Annotated in this window: 14 protein-coding genes and 1 riboswitch; of the genes, 4 read left to right on the forward strand and 10 right to left on the reverse strand. The window is 53.8% G+C overall.

What is annotated here, in order from left to right:
* Positions 1-669, reverse strand: coding sequence for a succinate dehydrogenase cytochrome b558 subunit (locus GCU45_RS09035; protein WP_152398692.1), 669 nt, complete (start codon positions 667-669; stop codon positions 1-3).
* Positions 670-1,022: 353 nt separating this feature from the next.
* On the opposite strand from GCU45_RS09035, the gene GCU45_RS09040 reads away from it, so the two are divergent.
* Entirely contained in the window at positions 1,023-1,925 is a 903-nt protein-coding gene (locus GCU45_RS09040; protein ID WP_089548454.1) for a LysR family transcriptional regulator, read from the forward strand.
* A 72-nt stretch (positions 1,926-1,997) separates the two neighbouring features.
* Here GCU45_RS09040 and GCU45_RS09045 read toward each other — a convergent pair whose 3' ends face one another.
* The 3 genes from GCU45_RS09045 to GCU45_RS09055 form a co-directional block, all read right to left on the reverse strand.
* Positions 1,998-3,260 carry a cation:proton antiporter gene (locus GCU45_RS09045; RefSeq protein ID WP_152398693.1) on the reverse strand — a complete coding sequence of 421 codons (1,263 nt, stop codon included), beginning with the start codon at positions 3,258-3,260 and terminating at the stop codon, positions 1,998-2,000.
* Positions 3,261-3,279: 19 nt separating this feature from the next.
* Positions 3,280-3,951 (reverse strand): potassium channel family protein, encoded by a 672-nt coding sequence (locus GCU45_RS09050; protein ID WP_152398694.1) that lies wholly within the window; start codon positions 3,949-3,951, stop codon positions 3,280-3,282.
* Between the two features lie 87 nt (positions 3,952-4,038).
* Complete coding sequence (locus GCU45_RS09055) at positions 4,039-5,379, reverse strand: TrkH family potassium uptake protein (RefSeq protein ID WP_244364492.1); 1,341 nt, start codon at positions 5,377-5,379, stop codon at positions 4,039-4,041.
* Positions 5,380-5,446: 67 nt separating this feature from the next.
* Positions 5,447-5,591, reverse strand: a riboswitch (cyclic di-AMP (ydaO/yuaA leader).
* 258 nt (positions 5,592-5,849) lie between these two features.
* On the opposite strand from GCU45_RS09055, the gene GCU45_RS09060 reads away from it, so the two are divergent.
* Positions 5,850-7,544 carry a CPBP family intramembrane glutamic endopeptidase gene (locus GCU45_RS09060; protein WP_152398696.1) on the forward strand — a complete coding sequence of 565 codons (1,695 nt, stop codon included), beginning with the start codon at positions 5,850-5,852 and terminating at the stop codon, positions 7,542-7,544.
* On the opposite strand, the gene uvrC is transcribed toward GCU45_RS09060, so the two are convergent.
* Together uvrC and trxA are read right to left on the reverse strand one after the other, a co-directional pair.
* Positions 7,513-9,396 (reverse strand): excinuclease ABC subunit UvrC, encoded by a 1,884-nt coding sequence (uvrC, locus tag GCU45_RS09065; RefSeq protein WP_152398697.1) that lies wholly within the window; start codon positions 9,394-9,396, stop codon positions 7,513-7,515. The two genes, GCU45_RS09060 and uvrC, sit on opposite strands and share 32 nt — an antisense overlap.
* A gap of 250 nt (positions 9,397-9,646) precedes the next feature.
* Positions 9,647-9,964, reverse strand: coding sequence for a thioredoxin (gene trxA, locus GCU45_RS09070; protein ID WP_076174051.1), 318 nt, complete (start codon positions 9,962-9,964; stop codon positions 9,647-9,649).
* Positions 9,965-10,363: 399 nt separating this feature from the next.
* On the opposite strand from trxA, the gene GCU45_RS09075 reads away from it, so the two are divergent.
* The gene (locus GCU45_RS09075; protein WP_089548459.1) at positions 10,364-10,522 is read left to right on the forward strand and encodes a YqzM family protein; all 159 of its coding nucleotides are present in this window, start codon (positions 10,364-10,366) and stop codon (positions 10,520-10,522) included.
* A 139-nt stretch (positions 10,523-10,661) separates the two neighbouring features.
* Here GCU45_RS09075 and dnaI read toward each other — a convergent pair whose 3' ends face one another.
* From dnaI to GCU45_RS09095, 4 genes are all read right to left on the reverse strand, one after another.
* Positions 10,662-11,618 (reverse strand): primosomal protein DnaI, encoded by a 957-nt coding sequence (gene dnaI / locus GCU45_RS09080; protein ID WP_145163252.1) that lies wholly within the window; start codon positions 11,616-11,618, stop codon positions 10,662-10,664.
* A gap of 31 nt (positions 11,619-11,649) precedes the next feature.
* The gene (locus GCU45_RS09085; RefSeq protein WP_152398698.1) at positions 11,650-13,170 is read right to left on the reverse strand and encodes a replication initiation and membrane attachment family protein; all 1,521 of its coding nucleotides are present in this window, start codon (positions 13,168-13,170) and stop codon (positions 11,650-11,652) included.
* A gap of 36 nt (positions 13,171-13,206) precedes the next feature.
* Entirely contained in the window at positions 13,207-14,898 is a 1,692-nt protein-coding gene (locus tag GCU45_RS09090; RefSeq protein WP_152398699.1) for an alpha/beta hydrolase family protein, read from the reverse strand.
* Between the two features lie 95 nt (positions 14,899-14,993).
* A complete protein-coding gene (locus tag GCU45_RS09095; RefSeq protein WP_076174042.1) occupies positions 14,994-15,290 on the reverse strand; it encodes a YuiB family protein in 297 nt (98 codons plus the stop codon).
* Positions 15,291-15,563: 273 nt separating this feature from the next.
* On the opposite strand from GCU45_RS09095, the gene hemQ reads away from it, so the two are divergent.
* Entirely contained in the window at positions 15,564-16,313 is a 750-nt protein-coding gene (gene hemQ, locus GCU45_RS09100; RefSeq protein WP_152398700.1) for a hydrogen peroxide-dependent heme synthase, read from the forward strand.
* The last annotated feature ends 14 nt before the right edge of the window (positions 16,314-16,327 follow it).

The following is a 16,327-nucleotide window of genomic DNA, read 5'->3' on the forward strand; positions in this document are numbered from 1 at the left end:
TTAACTTAAAACTGACTTCACGGTATCAATCCATACCGAGGCTTCCTGGAATTCCGCTCTGCGGAAGGCGACCAGGGACAAAATAAACATCAATGCTACCAATACGAACAGCGTCATGCACACATACGAGGATACCCGCTGTGCGCGCGGCCCGACCGTGATTCCCCATGCGACCAGGAACGACCAGAGTCCGTTCGCAAAGTGGAAGGACGCGGATACGACGCCGATCAGATAGAGGATAAAAAATACCGGCTGTGTCACGATATCGTGCATAAGGGAGCCTAGCCCTTCGTGGGTCACGTTGCCGAGAGTGATCTGGAACCGGGTTTCGAATACGTGCCAGATGATGTATACGAACGTAATGACACCGGTAATCCGCTGCAGCAAATAACGCCAGTTGCGCTCATAATTGAAGTGTCCGTTATTCGGTTTCGCCTGATACGCGATATACAGCCCATACACGCCGTGGTAGATCAGCGGGAGATAAATCAGCACCCACTCCAGCACGAAAATGAGCGGAAGGTCGTTCAGCAATTTGACGCCAGCGTTAAACCGCTCAGGACCTCCTTCAAATGCGCCAAAATTCGTCAGGGCATGCTCGATGAAAAACAAGGCGAGCGGAATGACCCCAAGAAGCGAATGAAGCTTTCTGGCATAGTAACCTTTCATAAATTGACGTGCCCCTTTCTTCATAGTACAACGTTTTCATAATTCATTATTCGACATCATTCTGCCACCCTTTTTCTAACCTGTGAACAACTTGTGGCACTTTTCATGTTACTCTTTTTTTTCTTATAATGGAATTGCAATATAATTATTAAACGTTATAATGTAAATGCATAAGACCTACGTTTAGCTTGTAGTTTTTCTTGCGATATAAGGAAGCTCATTCTCTGAAGCATATTCGTTCTTATATCTAAAGAAAAACATTTGTCGATGTAACTTCGCAGAAAATTAGATCGCACCTATAACCATCTTACCCCAAGCAGCCGCAGTCCAAAAGTTTCATGGAGATGAATGACATGTTTGAAGATCTGGATGTATTCGCCACGGTGGTGGAGCAGTCGAGCCTGAACAAAGCCTCGAAGCTGCTGAATTTGTCCCAGCCCGCCCTCTCGCGCAAAATTACCAAGCTGGAGGATGAGCTCGGCGTGCAGTTGTTCAACCGCCGCGGCAAGCGCCTTGAGCTGACGGCCTTCGGCCAGTCGGCCTATACCTTTGCCCTAGAGCAGCGGCAGCAGCAGCAGAAGTTCATGCAGATGATCGCCAAGTACAAAGGGGACGATCAAATTTCGGTGACGCTCGGAGCCAGCCTGACCACGCTTCAGACGACGCTGCCGCCTTTGGTTAACGCGTTTATGGAGAAGCACCCTTCCGCTGAGCTGAAGCTGGTCACCGGGAAAACGCACGAAATCGTGTCGGCCGTCCGCGACAAGAAGTTGGACGCAGGCATCGTCGCCTCTTCAATCGAAGAGCCCGGCCTGCGCTGCACGCCGCTGTTCGACGACCACCTGGAGCTGGTGCTTCCCCGCAATCACAGGCTGTGCGGCCAGGATAACGTGAGCATGGACATGCTTCACGGCTTGCCGATGATTATTTTCTCAACCGGAACGTGGTATCGGAAATTGACCGACGAATTGTTCCACCGGGCCGGCGTCGTGCCAGACATCCGGATGGAAATGGATTCATTTGAAGCGATCGTCCGGCTTCTGCCCGCCTGCAGGGCGGCCGCACTGCTGCCCAAGTCGTATTTGCGCAGTCAGCTGCTGGACGACAACGACCTGGCGATTCTTCATATTCCCGATCTGCAGGAAACACGGCGCACCACCTCGCTTGTCTACTCCGAAAACGGGGGACTGAGCGCCGGAGCACGCCGCTGGATCGAAGAAACGAAAAAGATTTTCGGCCGCACCCGGGATGAATGACGCAGTGCCGGCAAATGACGAGCCGTCAAGACGGGATTTCCCCGCTCCTAACGGCTCGTATCATGTTACAGGCTATTTCTTCCCCATGGGCCTGGAAGCCGCCGGCTCCGCCTTGACCTCAAGGCCCAGCTTGCGGGCGACAAGTCCCGTGGTGCTGGCCTGCAGCAGAATCGTCAGCATGATCGCCATGAACGTCACGGCCGAGATGACATCAGCGTGGGCTACGCCCATGCCGGCGATCATGCCCGAAAGGGCGGCGGGAATGACCCCGGTCTCCCGGACCCACATCATGAACAGCAGCTCGCGCCAGGACCATTTGACCTTGCGGTCGGGCAGGGCGCAGAGCAGAATCGTGATGGGCCGGGCGATGACCATCAGCACCAGGACCGCCGCCAGGCTTGGCCAGAAGTAATCGCCAAGCACCCGGAAGTTGACCTGGCTGCCGAGCAGGATGAAAATCAGCATCCGCATCATGACGCTCGTATTGTCCGCAAACGATGCGGTCTCCTCCAGCTTATCGTCCATCGACAGCCCGAACGTATCCGCGTTCCCCCAGATCAGTCCGGCTACGAAGGTCGCCATAAATCCGCTGACATGAATCAGGTCCCCTATTAAATAAGAAGAAAGTGCGACGACGATCATCGTGATCGTCGTGTAGTCTTTCAGAACGCCAAGCCGGAAATGGGCAACGAGATACGTAAGAATCATAGATACAACGGCGCCGACGAGAATACCGCCGACGGCGGTTTTTATGAAATCCCAGCCCATCGTCCCGATATGTAAGGAACCGCTGCCCGTCACCGCGGCCAGCAGCGCAAAGGTCAGAATCGACCCGGTCGCATCGTTGAAGGCAGACTCACTTTCCACCGTCTCCCGAACCCTTTCCTTGATCTTTACCTGCTTGAACACAGGAATGATCGAAGCGGGGTCGGTCGAGGCAATGACGGCAGCGGCCAGGAAGGAAAAAAGCCAGTCCAGCCCGAACAGGTAATGCACGGCAGCTCCGACGATCAAGGTCGTAACGACGACGCCGGGAACGCTCAGCATGGAGAGCGTGATCCATACCTTCCGCAGCCCGCTGAGCTTCAGGTTCCGACCGCCGTCAAACAGGATCAGCGCTGAGCCGACGGAGAGGATCAGCTGGTTGATAAGCGAGCTGCTTGCCTCGTTGATCAGATGCAGCCCCTGCCCAAGCAGCATGCCTGCCACGATAAACACAGCAACGTCCGGAAGCCTGAGCCAGGAGGCCAATCTTCCGGACAGCATGCCGACGGCAATGATAAACAGCAGCAGTATTAAAATGTGATGAATGATTTCGGTCGTCGGAGATTCCATGTCTGTCTCACTTCCGGATTTACGATTTGACGTTCACCGCTTCGCTCTCGAAGCGGTCGATATTGCTGTTGGAGCCGATGATGACCATGATGTCGCCCGCATGCAGCTGGTCCATCGCCGTCGGTGCAACGATGATTCCCTCAGGGCGATGAAGCGCCACGATGCTGCATCCGTACCGGGCTCTCGTATTGACTTCGCTCAGCGTCTTTCCGTTCAGGCATTGCGGAACGGTCATCTCCACGATGCTGTAATCCTTGGACAGCTCGATGTAATCCAGCAAATTCGGCGTCACGAGCTGGTGCGCCACCCGGATGCCCATATCCCGCTCGGGAAAGATTACCCGGTCCACACCCAGCTTGGACAAGGCTTTGCCGTGCAGCATGGAGATGGCCTTCGCCACCACGGTCTGAACGCCGAGTTCCTTCAGCAGGATTGCGGCCAGGATGCTCATCTGGATATCGTCCCCGATCGCCACGATCCCGCAGTCAAAGTTGCGGATTCCCAGCGATTTGAGAACTTCCTCATCGGTTGCATCCGCCACCACGGCGTAGGTCAAATGCTCGCTCATGTCATTGACCACTTCTTCATTAATATCCACCCCAAGCACCTCGTAACCCAAATCCATAAGCTCCATGGCCAAGCTTGAGCCGAACCGCCCCAAACCGATGACGACAAACTGCTGTGTTTTCATTTCTATCCAGATGCTCCTTATCCCTTAATGTTGATTTTATATATGATGACTTTGATAATACGGAAACTTTGAAACATCCAAGCCCGGTTACCCGATAATGATTTTGCCTTCGGGATGGCGGTACAGCTCCTTGCCCTTCTTCGGGCCGAGCGCATAAGCGAAAGTCAAGGGTCCGAGACGCCCGGCGAACATCGTCAGACAGATCAGGATTTTCCCGATCAAGGACAAATGCGGCGTCAACCCGAGGGTCAATCCAACCGTGCCGAAAGCCGACGTCGTCTCATACAAGATCATCAAGAAGCTGCTGTCTTCCGTCGTAGACAGAACCATGGATACCCCGACAACCAGGAACAAGGCCAGGAAGGTAATGGTCAGCGCTTTGAAAATCCGCTCCTGGGCCAAACGGTAGCGGTACAGGACGATATCATCCCGGCCGCGGATCATCGCAATCACCGCACCGACAAGAATGGTGAACGTCGTGGTTTTGATCCCGCCCCCCGTCGAGCCCGGCGAAGCGCCGATAAACATCAGAATGATCGTAAAAAATTGCGACGCCTGGCGCATGCCTGCCAGGTCCAGCGTATTCGCTCCGGCCGTCCGCGGCGTAACCGACTGGAACAGCGAGGCGAGAATTTTGCCGCCCCAGTTCAGCGAACCGAGCGTCTTGGGGTTCGTGAATTCGAAGATAAAGATGACGACCGCTCCGATCACGATCAGGGCACCGGTCATGGACAGCACCACTTTCGTGTGGAGCGACAGCTTCCGGTTTACCCGGTAATCTACCAGGTCGGACATGACGATAAAGCCGATGCCGCCGGAAACAATCAGAAACATCACGACAAAATTGACGAGCGGGTCGTATACAAATCCCGTCAGGCTGTTAAAATGGCCGAACAGGTCAAATCCCGCATTATTGAACATGGACACGCCATGAAATATTCCAAAATAGATCGCTTTTCCAAGAGGCATATCGAACGACCACCGGATGGCGAGCAGCAGTGCTCCGCAGCCTTCGATCGTCAACGAAAAAAATATCACTTTCCGAATCAGGCGGACGATGCCTTCCATCGTATTCTGATTCATCGCTTCTTGCAGCAGGAGCCGGTCCCGGAGTGAAATCCGGCGCTTGAAAGCCAGGGCGACCAGGGTAGCCATCGTCATAAAGCCGAGTCCCCCGACTTGAATCAGCAGCATAATGACCACTTGGCCGAATGTGCTGAAGTATAGCCCCGTGTCTTTGACAACCAAACCGGTCACGCAGGTCGCCGAGGTTGCCGTAAACAAGGCATCAATAAAACTCAGCGGTTTTCCCGTCGTGTTCGAAATCGGCAAGGTGAGCAGTATGGCTCCGATCAAAATAATGGCCGCAAAACCCAGAGTTAATATTTGCGGAGGGGCCAGCCGGAACCACTTCCATTTCCCAATCAATACATTCACCTCTTTAAAAAAGTCAAAAGAAAAAAAGCATCGGAAATCCAATGCCTTTCGGTTTGGCTCCTGCATGCACGACGCCTACGAGGTTAGCTGACGGATTCGGGCATGCACAGGTTGCCCTATTCGCGGACTAAACCGTCCCAACGAAATTCACCCCAAAAAATTGGTTCCCCCGTTTTCACTTGGAAATTCGGCGTTCTTATTCATTTGCATCAAAATTATAATCTTTATTGTAGGACTTCACAAAGGCCTTTTTCTGATGAATTGGATGGAAAACAGCCTGATTCGCAATGCAGGTGGACACGGCCTGCGGTTATCTTCTCTTTTCGATAGCTTTCCTTGATTTTCATCGTTTTTTCACCACTATTTTCAGGGTATACTGGTTTTGGGCGAATCTTCTATGTTATGTTTACCGTACTGTATTGGGGGGAATGGTATCTTTATCACATTCAAGGGGGGATTTCATGGACCGGTTAAACCAGCCGCTGGAAATCAGGGCCAATTATAAATGGCTGGGCATTTTGGGAGTCATCGGCCTTATTTTATTCTTTTTCGTTCAAGTGTTTCCGCAGACGAGCTCGGAGACGCTAGAGGGGCAAACGACCAAGGTCATCAGCAAATCGAAGGCAGAAGCAGCCGCCAAAGCGTTTGCCTCGGACCGGTTGAATATTCAAACGGGCATTGCAGATAAGCCGCTTGTTACGTACCAGTCGGAATCGGACCTTTACGGTTATTTATCCAGAGAGAAGCTTCTTAACGAATATAACAAGAAATACGAACCGAAGTATCCTTATGACGTGTTCCGGGTCCGGCTGCCCGAGTCGAGCGATCAGGGATATGTCAATGTAGACGTACATATGAACACGGGCAAGGTGGTCGGATTCTCCATCACGCCTCCGTATTCCAAGTATGCGGCCGCGATGGCCGAAACGAACGAAACGATGCGCAAGCAGAAACTGAGAATTGTCGAAGGGAACATGACGCTGGAGGATAAAGAGGAAATCGCCTCGTCCTGGCTGCAGAAGCTGGGCTACAACACAAGCTCCTTGAAAGTATCGAGCGGCAAGGATGAGCCCGGATTGATCTATACCGACTCCTCGTCGCAAATTGGGGAATCACAGCTGGAATTCAAGTTTGCCTTTGAGGATGGGGAGCTCCACTCCTTCCTCCCTGGATTTTCGGTCCCATCCGCTCATACGGCTTATGTAGAGAAGCAGACCAATAGCGCCACAATGCTGACCATGTTGGGATATGGACTGTTTACGATCGTGCTCGGCATTCTCGCCATCATTTACAGTGCGCTGACGCGGCGGTACACATCCTTTGCCCGCGGGCTGTTTTTGTCCTTGTTTTATTTTGTTGTCTCATTGCTGACGACTTATAACATGCTGCCGGTGCTGGAAGCGGAAGGCTTCTCCCAGTTCGGGCTGATCGTGGCCATGGTCGTTCAGGTGATCCTGAGCATAGCGATGACGGTGCTCCTGTATTTCTCCCTGGTCGGCGGGGACGGATTATGGCGCAAAGCCGGTTACAACGCCTGGGCCCGCGCCAAAGAGCCAGGATACGGGCGTTACGTGCTCCACAGCATGTTCACCGGGTACTTGTGGGCGTTTATCCTGATGGGGGCGCAGTCGGTGATCTATCTCGTCCTGGACCGGACGATCCACAGCTGGTCCACGACGGACGCCTCGCAGTCCCCGTATAACATGCTGTACCCGTGGATGCTGCCGATCATGGCCTGGATGGCCGGCATCTCCGAGGAAGCCGTGTACCGCCTGTTCGGCATACCGATGCTGAAGAAAATCGTAAGGAACACATTTGTCGCCTGCGTCATTCCGACGCTGATTTGGGCCTTCGGCCATACGCTGTACCCGATCTACCCGATATACACCCGGCCGATTGAGCTCCTGTTCATCGGTCTCCTGTTCAGCTTGATCTTCCTGCGTCACGGCTACATCGCGGTCATGTTCGCCCACGTCGTGTTCGACAGCATCCTGATGAGCTTCAGCTTGTTCAGCATGGGGGATCTGACGAACATTCTGGCGGGCGTGGTCACCTGCGTCATGCCGTTTATCGTCGCCTGGGTCATTTACCTGTTTTACGGCAAAAAGAAGGAGAAGCCGTATGCTACGACTCCTCCTCCTGAAGGGCTGCTATAATTTGGCCGGCGAGCTTGTCGCCGATCGAGAGAGGCCGGAAGTCTTCAATCCGGGCCTCTTTTATTTTTTTGAGCGAGCCAAAATGCTTCAGCAGCAGCTTGCGCCGCTTCTCGCCGATGCCCGGGATGGCGTCGAGCTTGGATGCCACCATCGACTTGCCGCGCTGCTCGCGGTGGAAGGTGATGGCGAACCGGTGCACCTCATCCTGGATGCGCTGGAGCAGGTAGAACTCCTGGCTGTCGCGCGGCAGCGAAATCGGCTCGGGCGGATCGCCCACCATCAGCTGCGCGGTCCGGTGCTTGACGTCCTTGACCAGACCACACACCGGGATGAACAGGCCCAGCTCGTTCTGCAGCACGTCGATCGCGGCGGAAATTTGGCCTTTGCCGCCGTCCACGACAATCAGGTCAGGCAGCTCCAAATTTTCCTTGAGCACGCGCTCGTAGCGTCTGCGGACGACCTCCCGCATCGTATCGTAATCGTCCGGTCCCTGAACCGAACGGATTTTGTACTTCCGGTATTCCTTTTTGTCGGGCTTGCCGTCGATAAACACGACCATCGCCGATACCGGATTCGTTCCCTGGATGTTGGAGTTGTCGAACGCCTCGATCCGGTGCAGCGACTCAATGCCGATATACTGGCCGAGGTTCGTGGCGGCCTTGGACGTCCGCTCCTCATCCCGTTCGATCAGGCGGAACTTCTCGTCCAGTGAGACCTTGGCATTCTCTTCCGCCATGGCCACGAGCTGGCGCTTCGTCCCCCGCTGGGGCACCAGCACCTTGATGCCGAGCCATTCCTGCAGGGATGCTGCGCCGCCGCCGGCATCGATGGATTCCGCGGCATCCTCTGGCCGGCTGCTGTCTTCCGCCTCTTCCCCTTTTGGCATGTCAGGCAGCAAAATTTCTTTCGGCAGCGCCGGATTGTCGCTGTAATACTGCGTCACGAAGGACATAAAATCGCTGTACGCCTCACCATAGAACGGAAAAACAGACGCGTGGCGCTGAATCATTTTCCCCTGGCGCATATACAAAATCTGCACGCACATCCAGCCTTTATCCACGGCAAAGCCCAATACGTCGCGGTCTTTCGTGTCCGTCGTCGTAATCTTCTGCTTCTCCATGATCGCTTCAATGTTCAGAATCTGGTCGCGCAGCTCCTTCGCCCGTTCAAAATACAGCTCCTCCGCCGCCTCCTGCATCTTGCGCTGGAGCTCCTTCTTAATCTCCTCGTGCCCGCCGCTCAGAAATGAAGTAATTTCCTGGGTAATACGGTCATACTCCTCCTGAGGGACTTCCTTCTCGCAAGGTGCCAGGCATTGGCCCATATGGTAGTACAGGCATACCTCCTTCGGCATGACCCCGCATTTGCGCAGCGGGTACATCCGGTCCAGCAGCTTTTTCGTCTGCTGCGCGGCGTAAGCATTCGGATAAGGGCCGAAATACTTGGCTTTGTCCTTGAGTACGCGGCGGGTCACCTCAAGACGGGGATGCGGCTCATTGGTAATTTTAATATAAGGAAATGTCTTATCGTCCTTCAGCAGGACGTTATATCGCGGCTGATGCGTTTTGATCAGATTACATTCAAGAATGAGTGCTTCAATGTTGCTTCCGGTCACGATATATTCAAAATCCCGGATATCCGCCACCAGGCGCTGCGTCTTGCCGTCATGGCTGCCGGTAAAATAGGAGCGGACCCGGTTCTTCAGCACCTTGGCTTTACCTACATAAATAATCTTGCCATCGGCATTCTTCATTAAATAACAACCGGGCAGATCGGGCAGCAAAGCCAGCTTGTTGCGGATCTTCTCCAGTGCTTTTTCCTGTTCCTGTAATTGCTTTGCAAAATCGTCCATGCCGTATCGGCTCACCTCCCGGTACTTATATTATAGGAGAAAACGGCTGAATACAGCAATATAACCCGGCAAAAGTCGGGGTTTCGTCAAGATAGCCTATTCGGTTACCTTCGGGTCATCCCGGCACTGCATGTAATATGCAAAAAATCCCGACAGCCTGTTTTCAGTCATCCGGCAGGGATCCGTTCTTTCATACGAATAAAGCGCCCCCGGAATCATCCGGAGGCGCCTGTCATCGGCCATGCACCAATTATTGGTGTTTAGCGATGATGTTTTTCAGGTTTTCTTTGGAGTTCAGGCCGACCACTTTATCAACCGGTTGACCGTCCTTGAAGAAAATCAAAGTCGGGATGCTCATCACGCCGAAACGGGACGCCGTTTCCGGATTGTCATCCACGTTCAGTTTGGCAATTTTCACGGAGTCTCCGAGCTCGTTAGCCAGGTCTTCCAGAATCGGAGCGATCATTTTGCAAGGACCGCACCATGGTGCCCAAAAATCTACCAGAACCGTACCTTGACCTTCGATTTCAGCGTTAAAGGATTGGTCGGATACATTCACAATTGCCATAATAGGTTTCCTCCTTATAAGAAAAAAATTCGGTGTATTCTGCTTCACAGAAGACAGACCATGTTTAGCGGCTGTACGCAGGGGACGAAAAAACGGCCATGCCGCTTGGTATCCCCCGTAATCGCAAGAGCGCAAATGGACGTCTAAACTGATATGTCTTTGTGGACAGTTTAAGTATAACACATTCCGTCAAGAAATGTGAAACCCTTAATTACAGATTAAACGAAATTCGGGCCCCTTAACCGTTCAGCCACCCTTCCCTGCCCCTATAAGTATTCACCATATATTCTTTACAAATTCTTTGAAGTTTGGGTATACTAATGTTAACTCGGGTTTCTCTGTTCATGAGAAGGCTCATTGACATCAGGCTGAAACCATGATGAGGAGGCATTTGTTCAAATGGATGCAAACGTGCACGCTAACGATCCGCGGAAACACGTGAACGAAGAGCCGCGCAATGATTTAATGGATCTGATGAATGGCTTTGGCGGAATGGCGCTGTTTATGACCGTTCTGTTTGCAGTCATGGTGATCATTAAATTTGTTATTTCCGGCTAATTAGCCCCATAGGGCTTACAAGAAAACCTGGCTTCGCCTGTCTTTTGGACAGGTTGGCCAGGTTTTTTTGGCTTATAAAACAGTGAATTTGGTAATGATGCAAAATGCTGCTTGGCCCGGGTCCTGTTGGAATGGCCCTTTATTCCTGTCTGCGGCGCTGATTCTCCCCGTGCAAATGCACGACATCGACGAACGGTGCGATGCGGTCCATCAGCCGCTGCCCCTTATGCCCTTCTTCGCCATCTTTGTTCGTGAAGCTCAGATGCCTTTCCAGGCCGTCCAGAGCATAATTCGACGTATAGAAGGTCGGCTTGCGGTTCATCCGATAATTCAGGATGGAGCCCAGCACGTGGTCGCGTACCCAGGGACTCAAATTTTCGGCGCCGATATCGTCAAAAATGAGCAGATCGCACGCCTTCATCAGCTCCACGGTCTCCTTCAGCTTCACGTTATCACTAAGCATCCCCTTCAGATCCTCCACAAAATCAGGCATGTACACGATAACCCCGGTATGACCGGTAATCGCCAGCTCATGGAGGAGATAGCTCATCAGGAACGTTTTGCCGGTCCCGAACGATCCGTATAGATACAATCCCTTGTTCGGCAGACCGTTCTCGCGTACGTCCCGGATATACCGGAATACCTGGTTCACCGCCGGAGCCCGGTTCCGGTCCTTGCCCATAATCTCGACCTCGTTATATCCTTCGCTCAATGCACGCTCGTCCACGTAAAAGCTGCGGATCCGCTTCTTGATCTGGTCCTCTTGCTGCTTGGCCGTCTGCAGGTTGCAGGGAACCTTGCGTTCCACCAGCTCCGAAATCCCGTTGACGACCTCCACCTCCAGCTTGCTGTAATGCCCCTGAAAATCGTTCGGGCACCGCTCGAGCCCCGGGCAGCGGTCACAGTGCCGCCGGTCGGTTGCAAACTGGTACAGCCGGGTCACATTCATCCGCAGCAGCGACTCTTCCAGCTCCGGATGCTCTTGCCGCAGCTCCCGTACCGCCGGATCCCTTAGCAGTTCGTCCGCGATCTCCTGCGACCGCTGTATAAAGGATGGCCCTCTCATCTGCTTCAGCAGCTGCCCTAAAGAATCCATGCCGGTTGTCCTCCCCTCTCTTCAGGCGGTTCTATATGCCGCCCTTTTTCTTGCTTGCCTGCATTTCAGCTGCCATACGCAGCATTTCCTCAAACTCTTCCTCGCTGACATCGCCGCCCTGCCCGTCTTCCTGGGCCAGCGGGATATCCGGCTTCATCTTCACCGTTTTGCCGCCGTATGTACGGGTTCTTGCGCCGCCGGCTGCTGCGGCCTGCTTTCCTTTGACCTTGGACTGGTCGCGGATGTACTCCACGGCTTTCTCATAGGAGTTGACCTGCTTCAGCAGCATGTTGGAGGCGATGGCCTCGACAAAATTGCGGTTGATCCGCTGGTCGTTCCCGCCTTCGGTCAACAGGGACATCAAGTAGTGGATCAGCACATTGATGACTTCACCCGGCAGCTTGTAGCTGAGGTCGATCTTCTCGAATATATCGATAAAATTGTCCGGCACCGAGCCCGGAAAATAAGTTCTGAGCAGCTTCGTATACGGCTCATTCCGAAGCATCATATTATACTGGTGAATGTCGCATTTGGATTGGAACTGAACCGGAACGTCGACGTAATATTCCATCTGCACGGCATGCTCCAGCGGAGCCTGCTCTTCTTCCGTTTCCGCCTGCCGGAAGGAAATGACCTTCCCCGCGTACACGTCCCGCTGTTCCTGGCGCCGCTTGTCTTGGCGGAACTGCAGGCTGGCCTTATGCTGGAACTCGTCGAGCAGAATGTCGCCGTCGGGTCCAAAGATGCCGTCCTCATCGAGCAGGCGGCAAATGTCCTGGACGCTGAGATCGTATTTGCGTCCGACAAAATTGATGACGCCCATCTGCTCATGGTTGAAGCGCAGCCCCTCCACATGCCGGCGGTTGGCGGAATCCCGCGGGAAGCGCAGGATGATATCGGAATAATTCAGCGCCCCTTCCTCATCGAGAACCCGAAGTCCAGGCTGTCTTGACGTGGATACCTCAGACAACGCCTGTTCCAGCTCGTAATCGATCACATGGGTGTTCAGTTCAAAAATATCGTAAAAGGCCAATGAAATATTTTCTTTATGGACGGACGCTGATCCGGCATACTCTTCCGGTTCCTTCGACCATAGCTCCTCGCGCAGCGACAGGACGGCAAATTTGCCGATCTTATCGCGCAGCAGCAGCGTCAAATGCTGTGTATTAAAGAACTCCGTCGGCGAGAGTGGAGCCTGGAGCTCGTATTCGTACATGTAATCTTCCTGCTCGGGCACGTAAATCCGGCAGGATTGCAGCAGCCCCACCGCTTCCAGACGGGAAGCCTGCTCAATCAGATATTTGCGTCCCTTCTCGCTCGGCTCAAGCCCAAGCGACAGGAAAATGCGCCGCTGCTGTTCAACCCGGGAGTAGCCCAGCTTCTCTGCCGGGATATGCTGAAACAGCAGGTGGTATAAGCTGATGGCAAATGCCCCGACCATGGGCTGGTATACGGAGCTGAGCATTCGGTTGTCCAGGCTGCTTAAACCAAAATCACGGAACACGCAGTACCGGTGGTTTTCGGTAAAATGCAGCAGGCTCTTCATATGCATAATCTATGCTCCCTCCCATCGATTCGTAGACTTTCTCTATTCTATCACAAAAGGGTCCGCTTCTTCTCCGTTTTTCGACAAGTCTTTCATCCCCAAATGAATCCAGCTTGCGACATCGGTGATGACCTCCTCAGGCACATTGCCGGGCAGCTTGTACTCCTCGCCTGTCGAGTTCTTACTATAATATATATACATATGATTAAGTCCCGGATATGACTTAAAGGCTACGTCTTTTCGCTGGCTCAGCGCACTTCTCCACACCTTGAGGCTCGGCGGAGGGACTTGCACGTCATTCTCCCCCTGGAGGATGTACATCGGGACGTTCTGATTTCTGGCGAGCAGCGGTCCGCTGTAGTTTCTGAAATCGAACCACCAATACGCGTTCGGCAGCGGAAAATGTTCTGGCAGATGCTCCTTCGAATAACCGGGGTCCTTCAGCAGCGCGACGGCTTTTTCCCATGTGTCCACCTGCTTTTGCAGACGGGCCAGCTTCTCATCCGAAGCCCCCTCTTCTTCCGCCCGCCCTAATATTCCCCGGTACTGCATCAGCATCAGGTCTTCCAACGGTCCGGATGGGGCGGACATCACGACCGCGCCGGCGATATGCTTGCCCGCATCCGAAGCGATGATGCGCGGGACAAGCATTCCGCCTTGGCTGTGGCCGAGCACGTAAATCTGCTGCGGATCGATCCTTGGATCGGCGGCCAGCAGGGCAGCGGCGCTGACGGCATCGTCAACCGTCTCCTCCTGGACGGTAAAGGACGGGGTGGCGGAACGAAGCGGGTATTCCCGCGTCCGCTTTTCGTAGCGGAGCACCGCAATCCCTTCGCCGGCCAGCCCCACCGCCAGGTCCCTGAACAGCTTGCCTCCCCCGGAAGTCTCGTCCCGGTCATTGGGGCCGGAGCCGTGAACGAGCACAAGCGCGGGAACCTTCTCCTGAACGTTCCGGGGAAGCGTCAGCGTGCCTGGAAGGAGCAGAGGGCTCTGGCCGACCTGCACTTCTTCTTCCGTGTACTTTTCCGGGTGGTCATAGGCAGGTGCCCGATAGCTGCTGGTGACATTTTCGATCCAGGCTATATCGTTCAGCAGCCCCTCCTGGCTAAACCGGAGCTCCATGCCGAACGTCTCTCCTTTTGGCGTCTGATAGACCAGGCGGGCGTTGCTGCGTACGGAATCCGTATAGGCTTCGGCATGCAGCAGGCTCCAGTCGAGGCCGTACAGCTTTTCCAGCCGTTCTTCGTACTTTGGAAGCGACGAAGGCGGATACGCCGCCGATAAGGACGCATCCATCATCTGTCCCGCCTCTTCCCATTTCCCATGGCGCAGCAGGGTCATCCAGTAGATCGCCCGCCCCTTCCAGTCATCCGGATCGAGGGACCAGCGATGGTCCGCCCAAGTTCCCCGGATGCCTAAAGCCCCGGTAAACGATTGGAGCGGCACGAGCAGCGCTCCGCCGCCGTCCGTCACCGCGGTACGCGCAAGTTCATACGGCGCTTGGTCCAATAAGGACTGCTTGCTGCCGGGCGTGATTTTCCAGCGGGTTTTGCCGAGCGAGACCTGAACCCGCTTGTCCGTACCGTCCCACAGCACCTTGGCGCCAAGCGCCTCGGCCGCAATCCGGAGCGGAATCATAGTCTGCTCTCCTGCGGAGGCCGCCATCCCGTTTGGTAACGAACCTCCCGCCATTAGCCCGGCGGCAAGCACCAGACCCAATGCTTTTCTCCACATCCATCCGTCCCCCCATCATTCAACCCTTCAGCTCCGGGATAGCGCAAAACAGCCCCCCGGGTGGAGAGCTGTTTCGAAATCGGCCGGTTGCCGGCCTAGAACATTTTAAATCCGCTTCTGCGAAGCTTCTGGATGGACCAGCCGCTGATGACCGCGCCTGCCAGTCCGGCTACCCCCGTTAAATAGTCGACTACGCGAAAAGACTCCAAGTGACTGAGCAGCGACATTTGGCTGCGGTCCCATAAAGAGTATACGACCACCGGTAAAATAACGATGACAAACAAATAGCAAGGGAACCAGGTCGTTTTCATTAACATATTCAAAATAAAGCCGATGCCGAACATCATGACAAAAAATAACACCATCAGCACGAGAACGGGTATAAATTGCATCTCAGTCAAGTCACCTCTTCTTTTGTTTCGCCCCGCTAAAACGGATACAAACAGGCCGTTCACAGTCTTGCCACGTTTTGTGGACTAGTAGTTAGTTTACTAAAAAAACGGTCACGAATCAACGAACAATCGGTGAATAGATTGTGACTTCATTTGCTCTTGCGCTTGCGGTTGAGCTACAATGAAGAAAAATGTCAACGACCCTGATACTCGGGTCCAGCAAGTAACCTTGGGATCCGCTTACAGGCAACTATTTATAGGAGTGATTCATAGATGAATGAAGCAGCATCAACTCTGGAGGGCTGGTACGCTCTCCACGATTTCCGTTCCATGAACTGGGCGGCATGGAAGGCCGCCGACGACGAAGACCGCGCTATGGCGCTGGACGAGCTCCAGGCGTTCCTGAACGAATGGTCCGCGGTGGAATCCAGCAAGCAGGGCAGCACAGCAGTGTACAGCATCATCGGACAGAAGGCCGATTTTGTGTTCATGCACCTGCGCGAAACGCTTGAAGACCTGAATGCCATCGAGACTGCGTTTAACAAAACGCTGTTTGCGCAATATACGACGAAGTCCTATTCCTACGTCAGCGTCGTCGAGCTCAGCAACTATCTCGCCGGTTCCGGTGAAGGCGACCCGATGGAAAATCCGCATGTCGTCGCCCGCCTGAAGCCGATCCTGCCGAAGACGAAATACATCTGCTTCTACCCGATGAACAAAAAGCGCGATCAGGCCGACAACTGGTACATGCTTGACATGGACGATCGCCGCAACATGATGCGCAGCCACGGGCTGATCGGCCGCAGCTATGCAGGCAAAGTGAAGCAGATCATTACCGGCTCCATCGGATTCGACGATTGGGAATGGGGAGTTACCCTGTTTGCCGAGGACGCGCTTCAATTCAAGAAGCTGGTCTATGAAATGCGCTTTGATGAAGTCAGCGCCCGCTATGCCGAATTCGGCGGCTTCTTCGTAGGAGCGATTCTGACGCCGGAATCTTTTGAGGACATGCTGAAAATTTAAAATACTTTCATATA

Source organism: Paenibacillus cellulositrophicus (assembly GCF_009363095.1).
GTDB classification, from domain to species: Bacteria; Bacillota; Bacilli; order Paenibacillales; family Paenibacillaceae; genus Paenibacillus_AQ; species Paenibacillus_AQ favisporus.

Excerpts from the sequence above, each read along its gene's own strand:
- GCU45_RS09035 (WP_152398692.1), bottom strand. The coding sequence starts at position 669 with ATGAAAGGTTACTATGCCAGAAAGCTTCATTCGCTTCTTGGGGTCATT.
- GCU45_RS09040 (WP_089548454.1), top strand. The coding sequence starts at position 1,023 with ATGTTTGAAGATCTGGATGTATTCGCCACGGTGGTGGAGCAGTCGAGC.
- GCU45_RS09045 (WP_152398693.1), bottom strand. The coding sequence starts at position 3,260 with ATGGAATCTCCGACGACCGAAATCATTCATCACATTTTAATACTGCTG.
- GCU45_RS09050 (WP_152398694.1), bottom strand. The coding sequence starts at position 3,951 with ATGAAAACACAGCAGTTTGTCGTCATCGGTTTGGGGCGGTTCGGCTCA.
- GCU45_RS09060 (WP_152398696.1), top strand. The coding sequence starts at position 5,850 with ATGGACCGGTTAAACCAGCCGCTGGAAATCAGGGCCAATTATAAATGG.
- uvrC (WP_152398697.1), bottom strand. The coding sequence starts at position 9,396 with ATGGACGATTTTGCAAAGCAATTACAGGAACAGGAAAAAGCACTGGAG.
- trxA (WP_076174051.1), bottom strand. The coding sequence starts at position 9,964 with ATGGCAATTGTGAATGTATCCGACCAATCCTTTAACGCTGAAATCGAA.
- GCU45_RS09075 (WP_089548459.1), top strand. The coding sequence starts at position 10,364 with ATGGATGCAAACGTGCACGCTAACGATCCGCGGAAACACGTGAACGAA.
- dnaI (WP_145163252.1), bottom strand. The coding sequence starts at position 11,618 with ATGGATTCTTTAGGGCAGCTGCTGAAGCAGATGAGAGGGCCATCCTTT.
- GCU45_RS09085 (WP_152398698.1), bottom strand. The coding sequence starts at position 13,170 with ATGCATATGAAGAGCCTGCTGCATTTTACCGAAAACCACCGGTACTGC.
- GCU45_RS09090 (WP_152398699.1), bottom strand. The coding sequence starts at position 14,898 with ATGTGGAGAAAAGCATTGGGTCTGGTGCTTGCCGCCGGGCTAATGGCG.
- GCU45_RS09095 (WP_076174042.1), bottom strand. The coding sequence starts at position 15,290 with ATGCAATTTATACCCGTTCTCGTGCTGATGGTGTTATTTTTTGTCATG.
- hemQ (WP_152398700.1), top strand. The coding sequence starts at position 15,564 with ATGAATGAAGCAGCATCAACTCTGGAGGGCTGGTACGCTCTCCACGAT.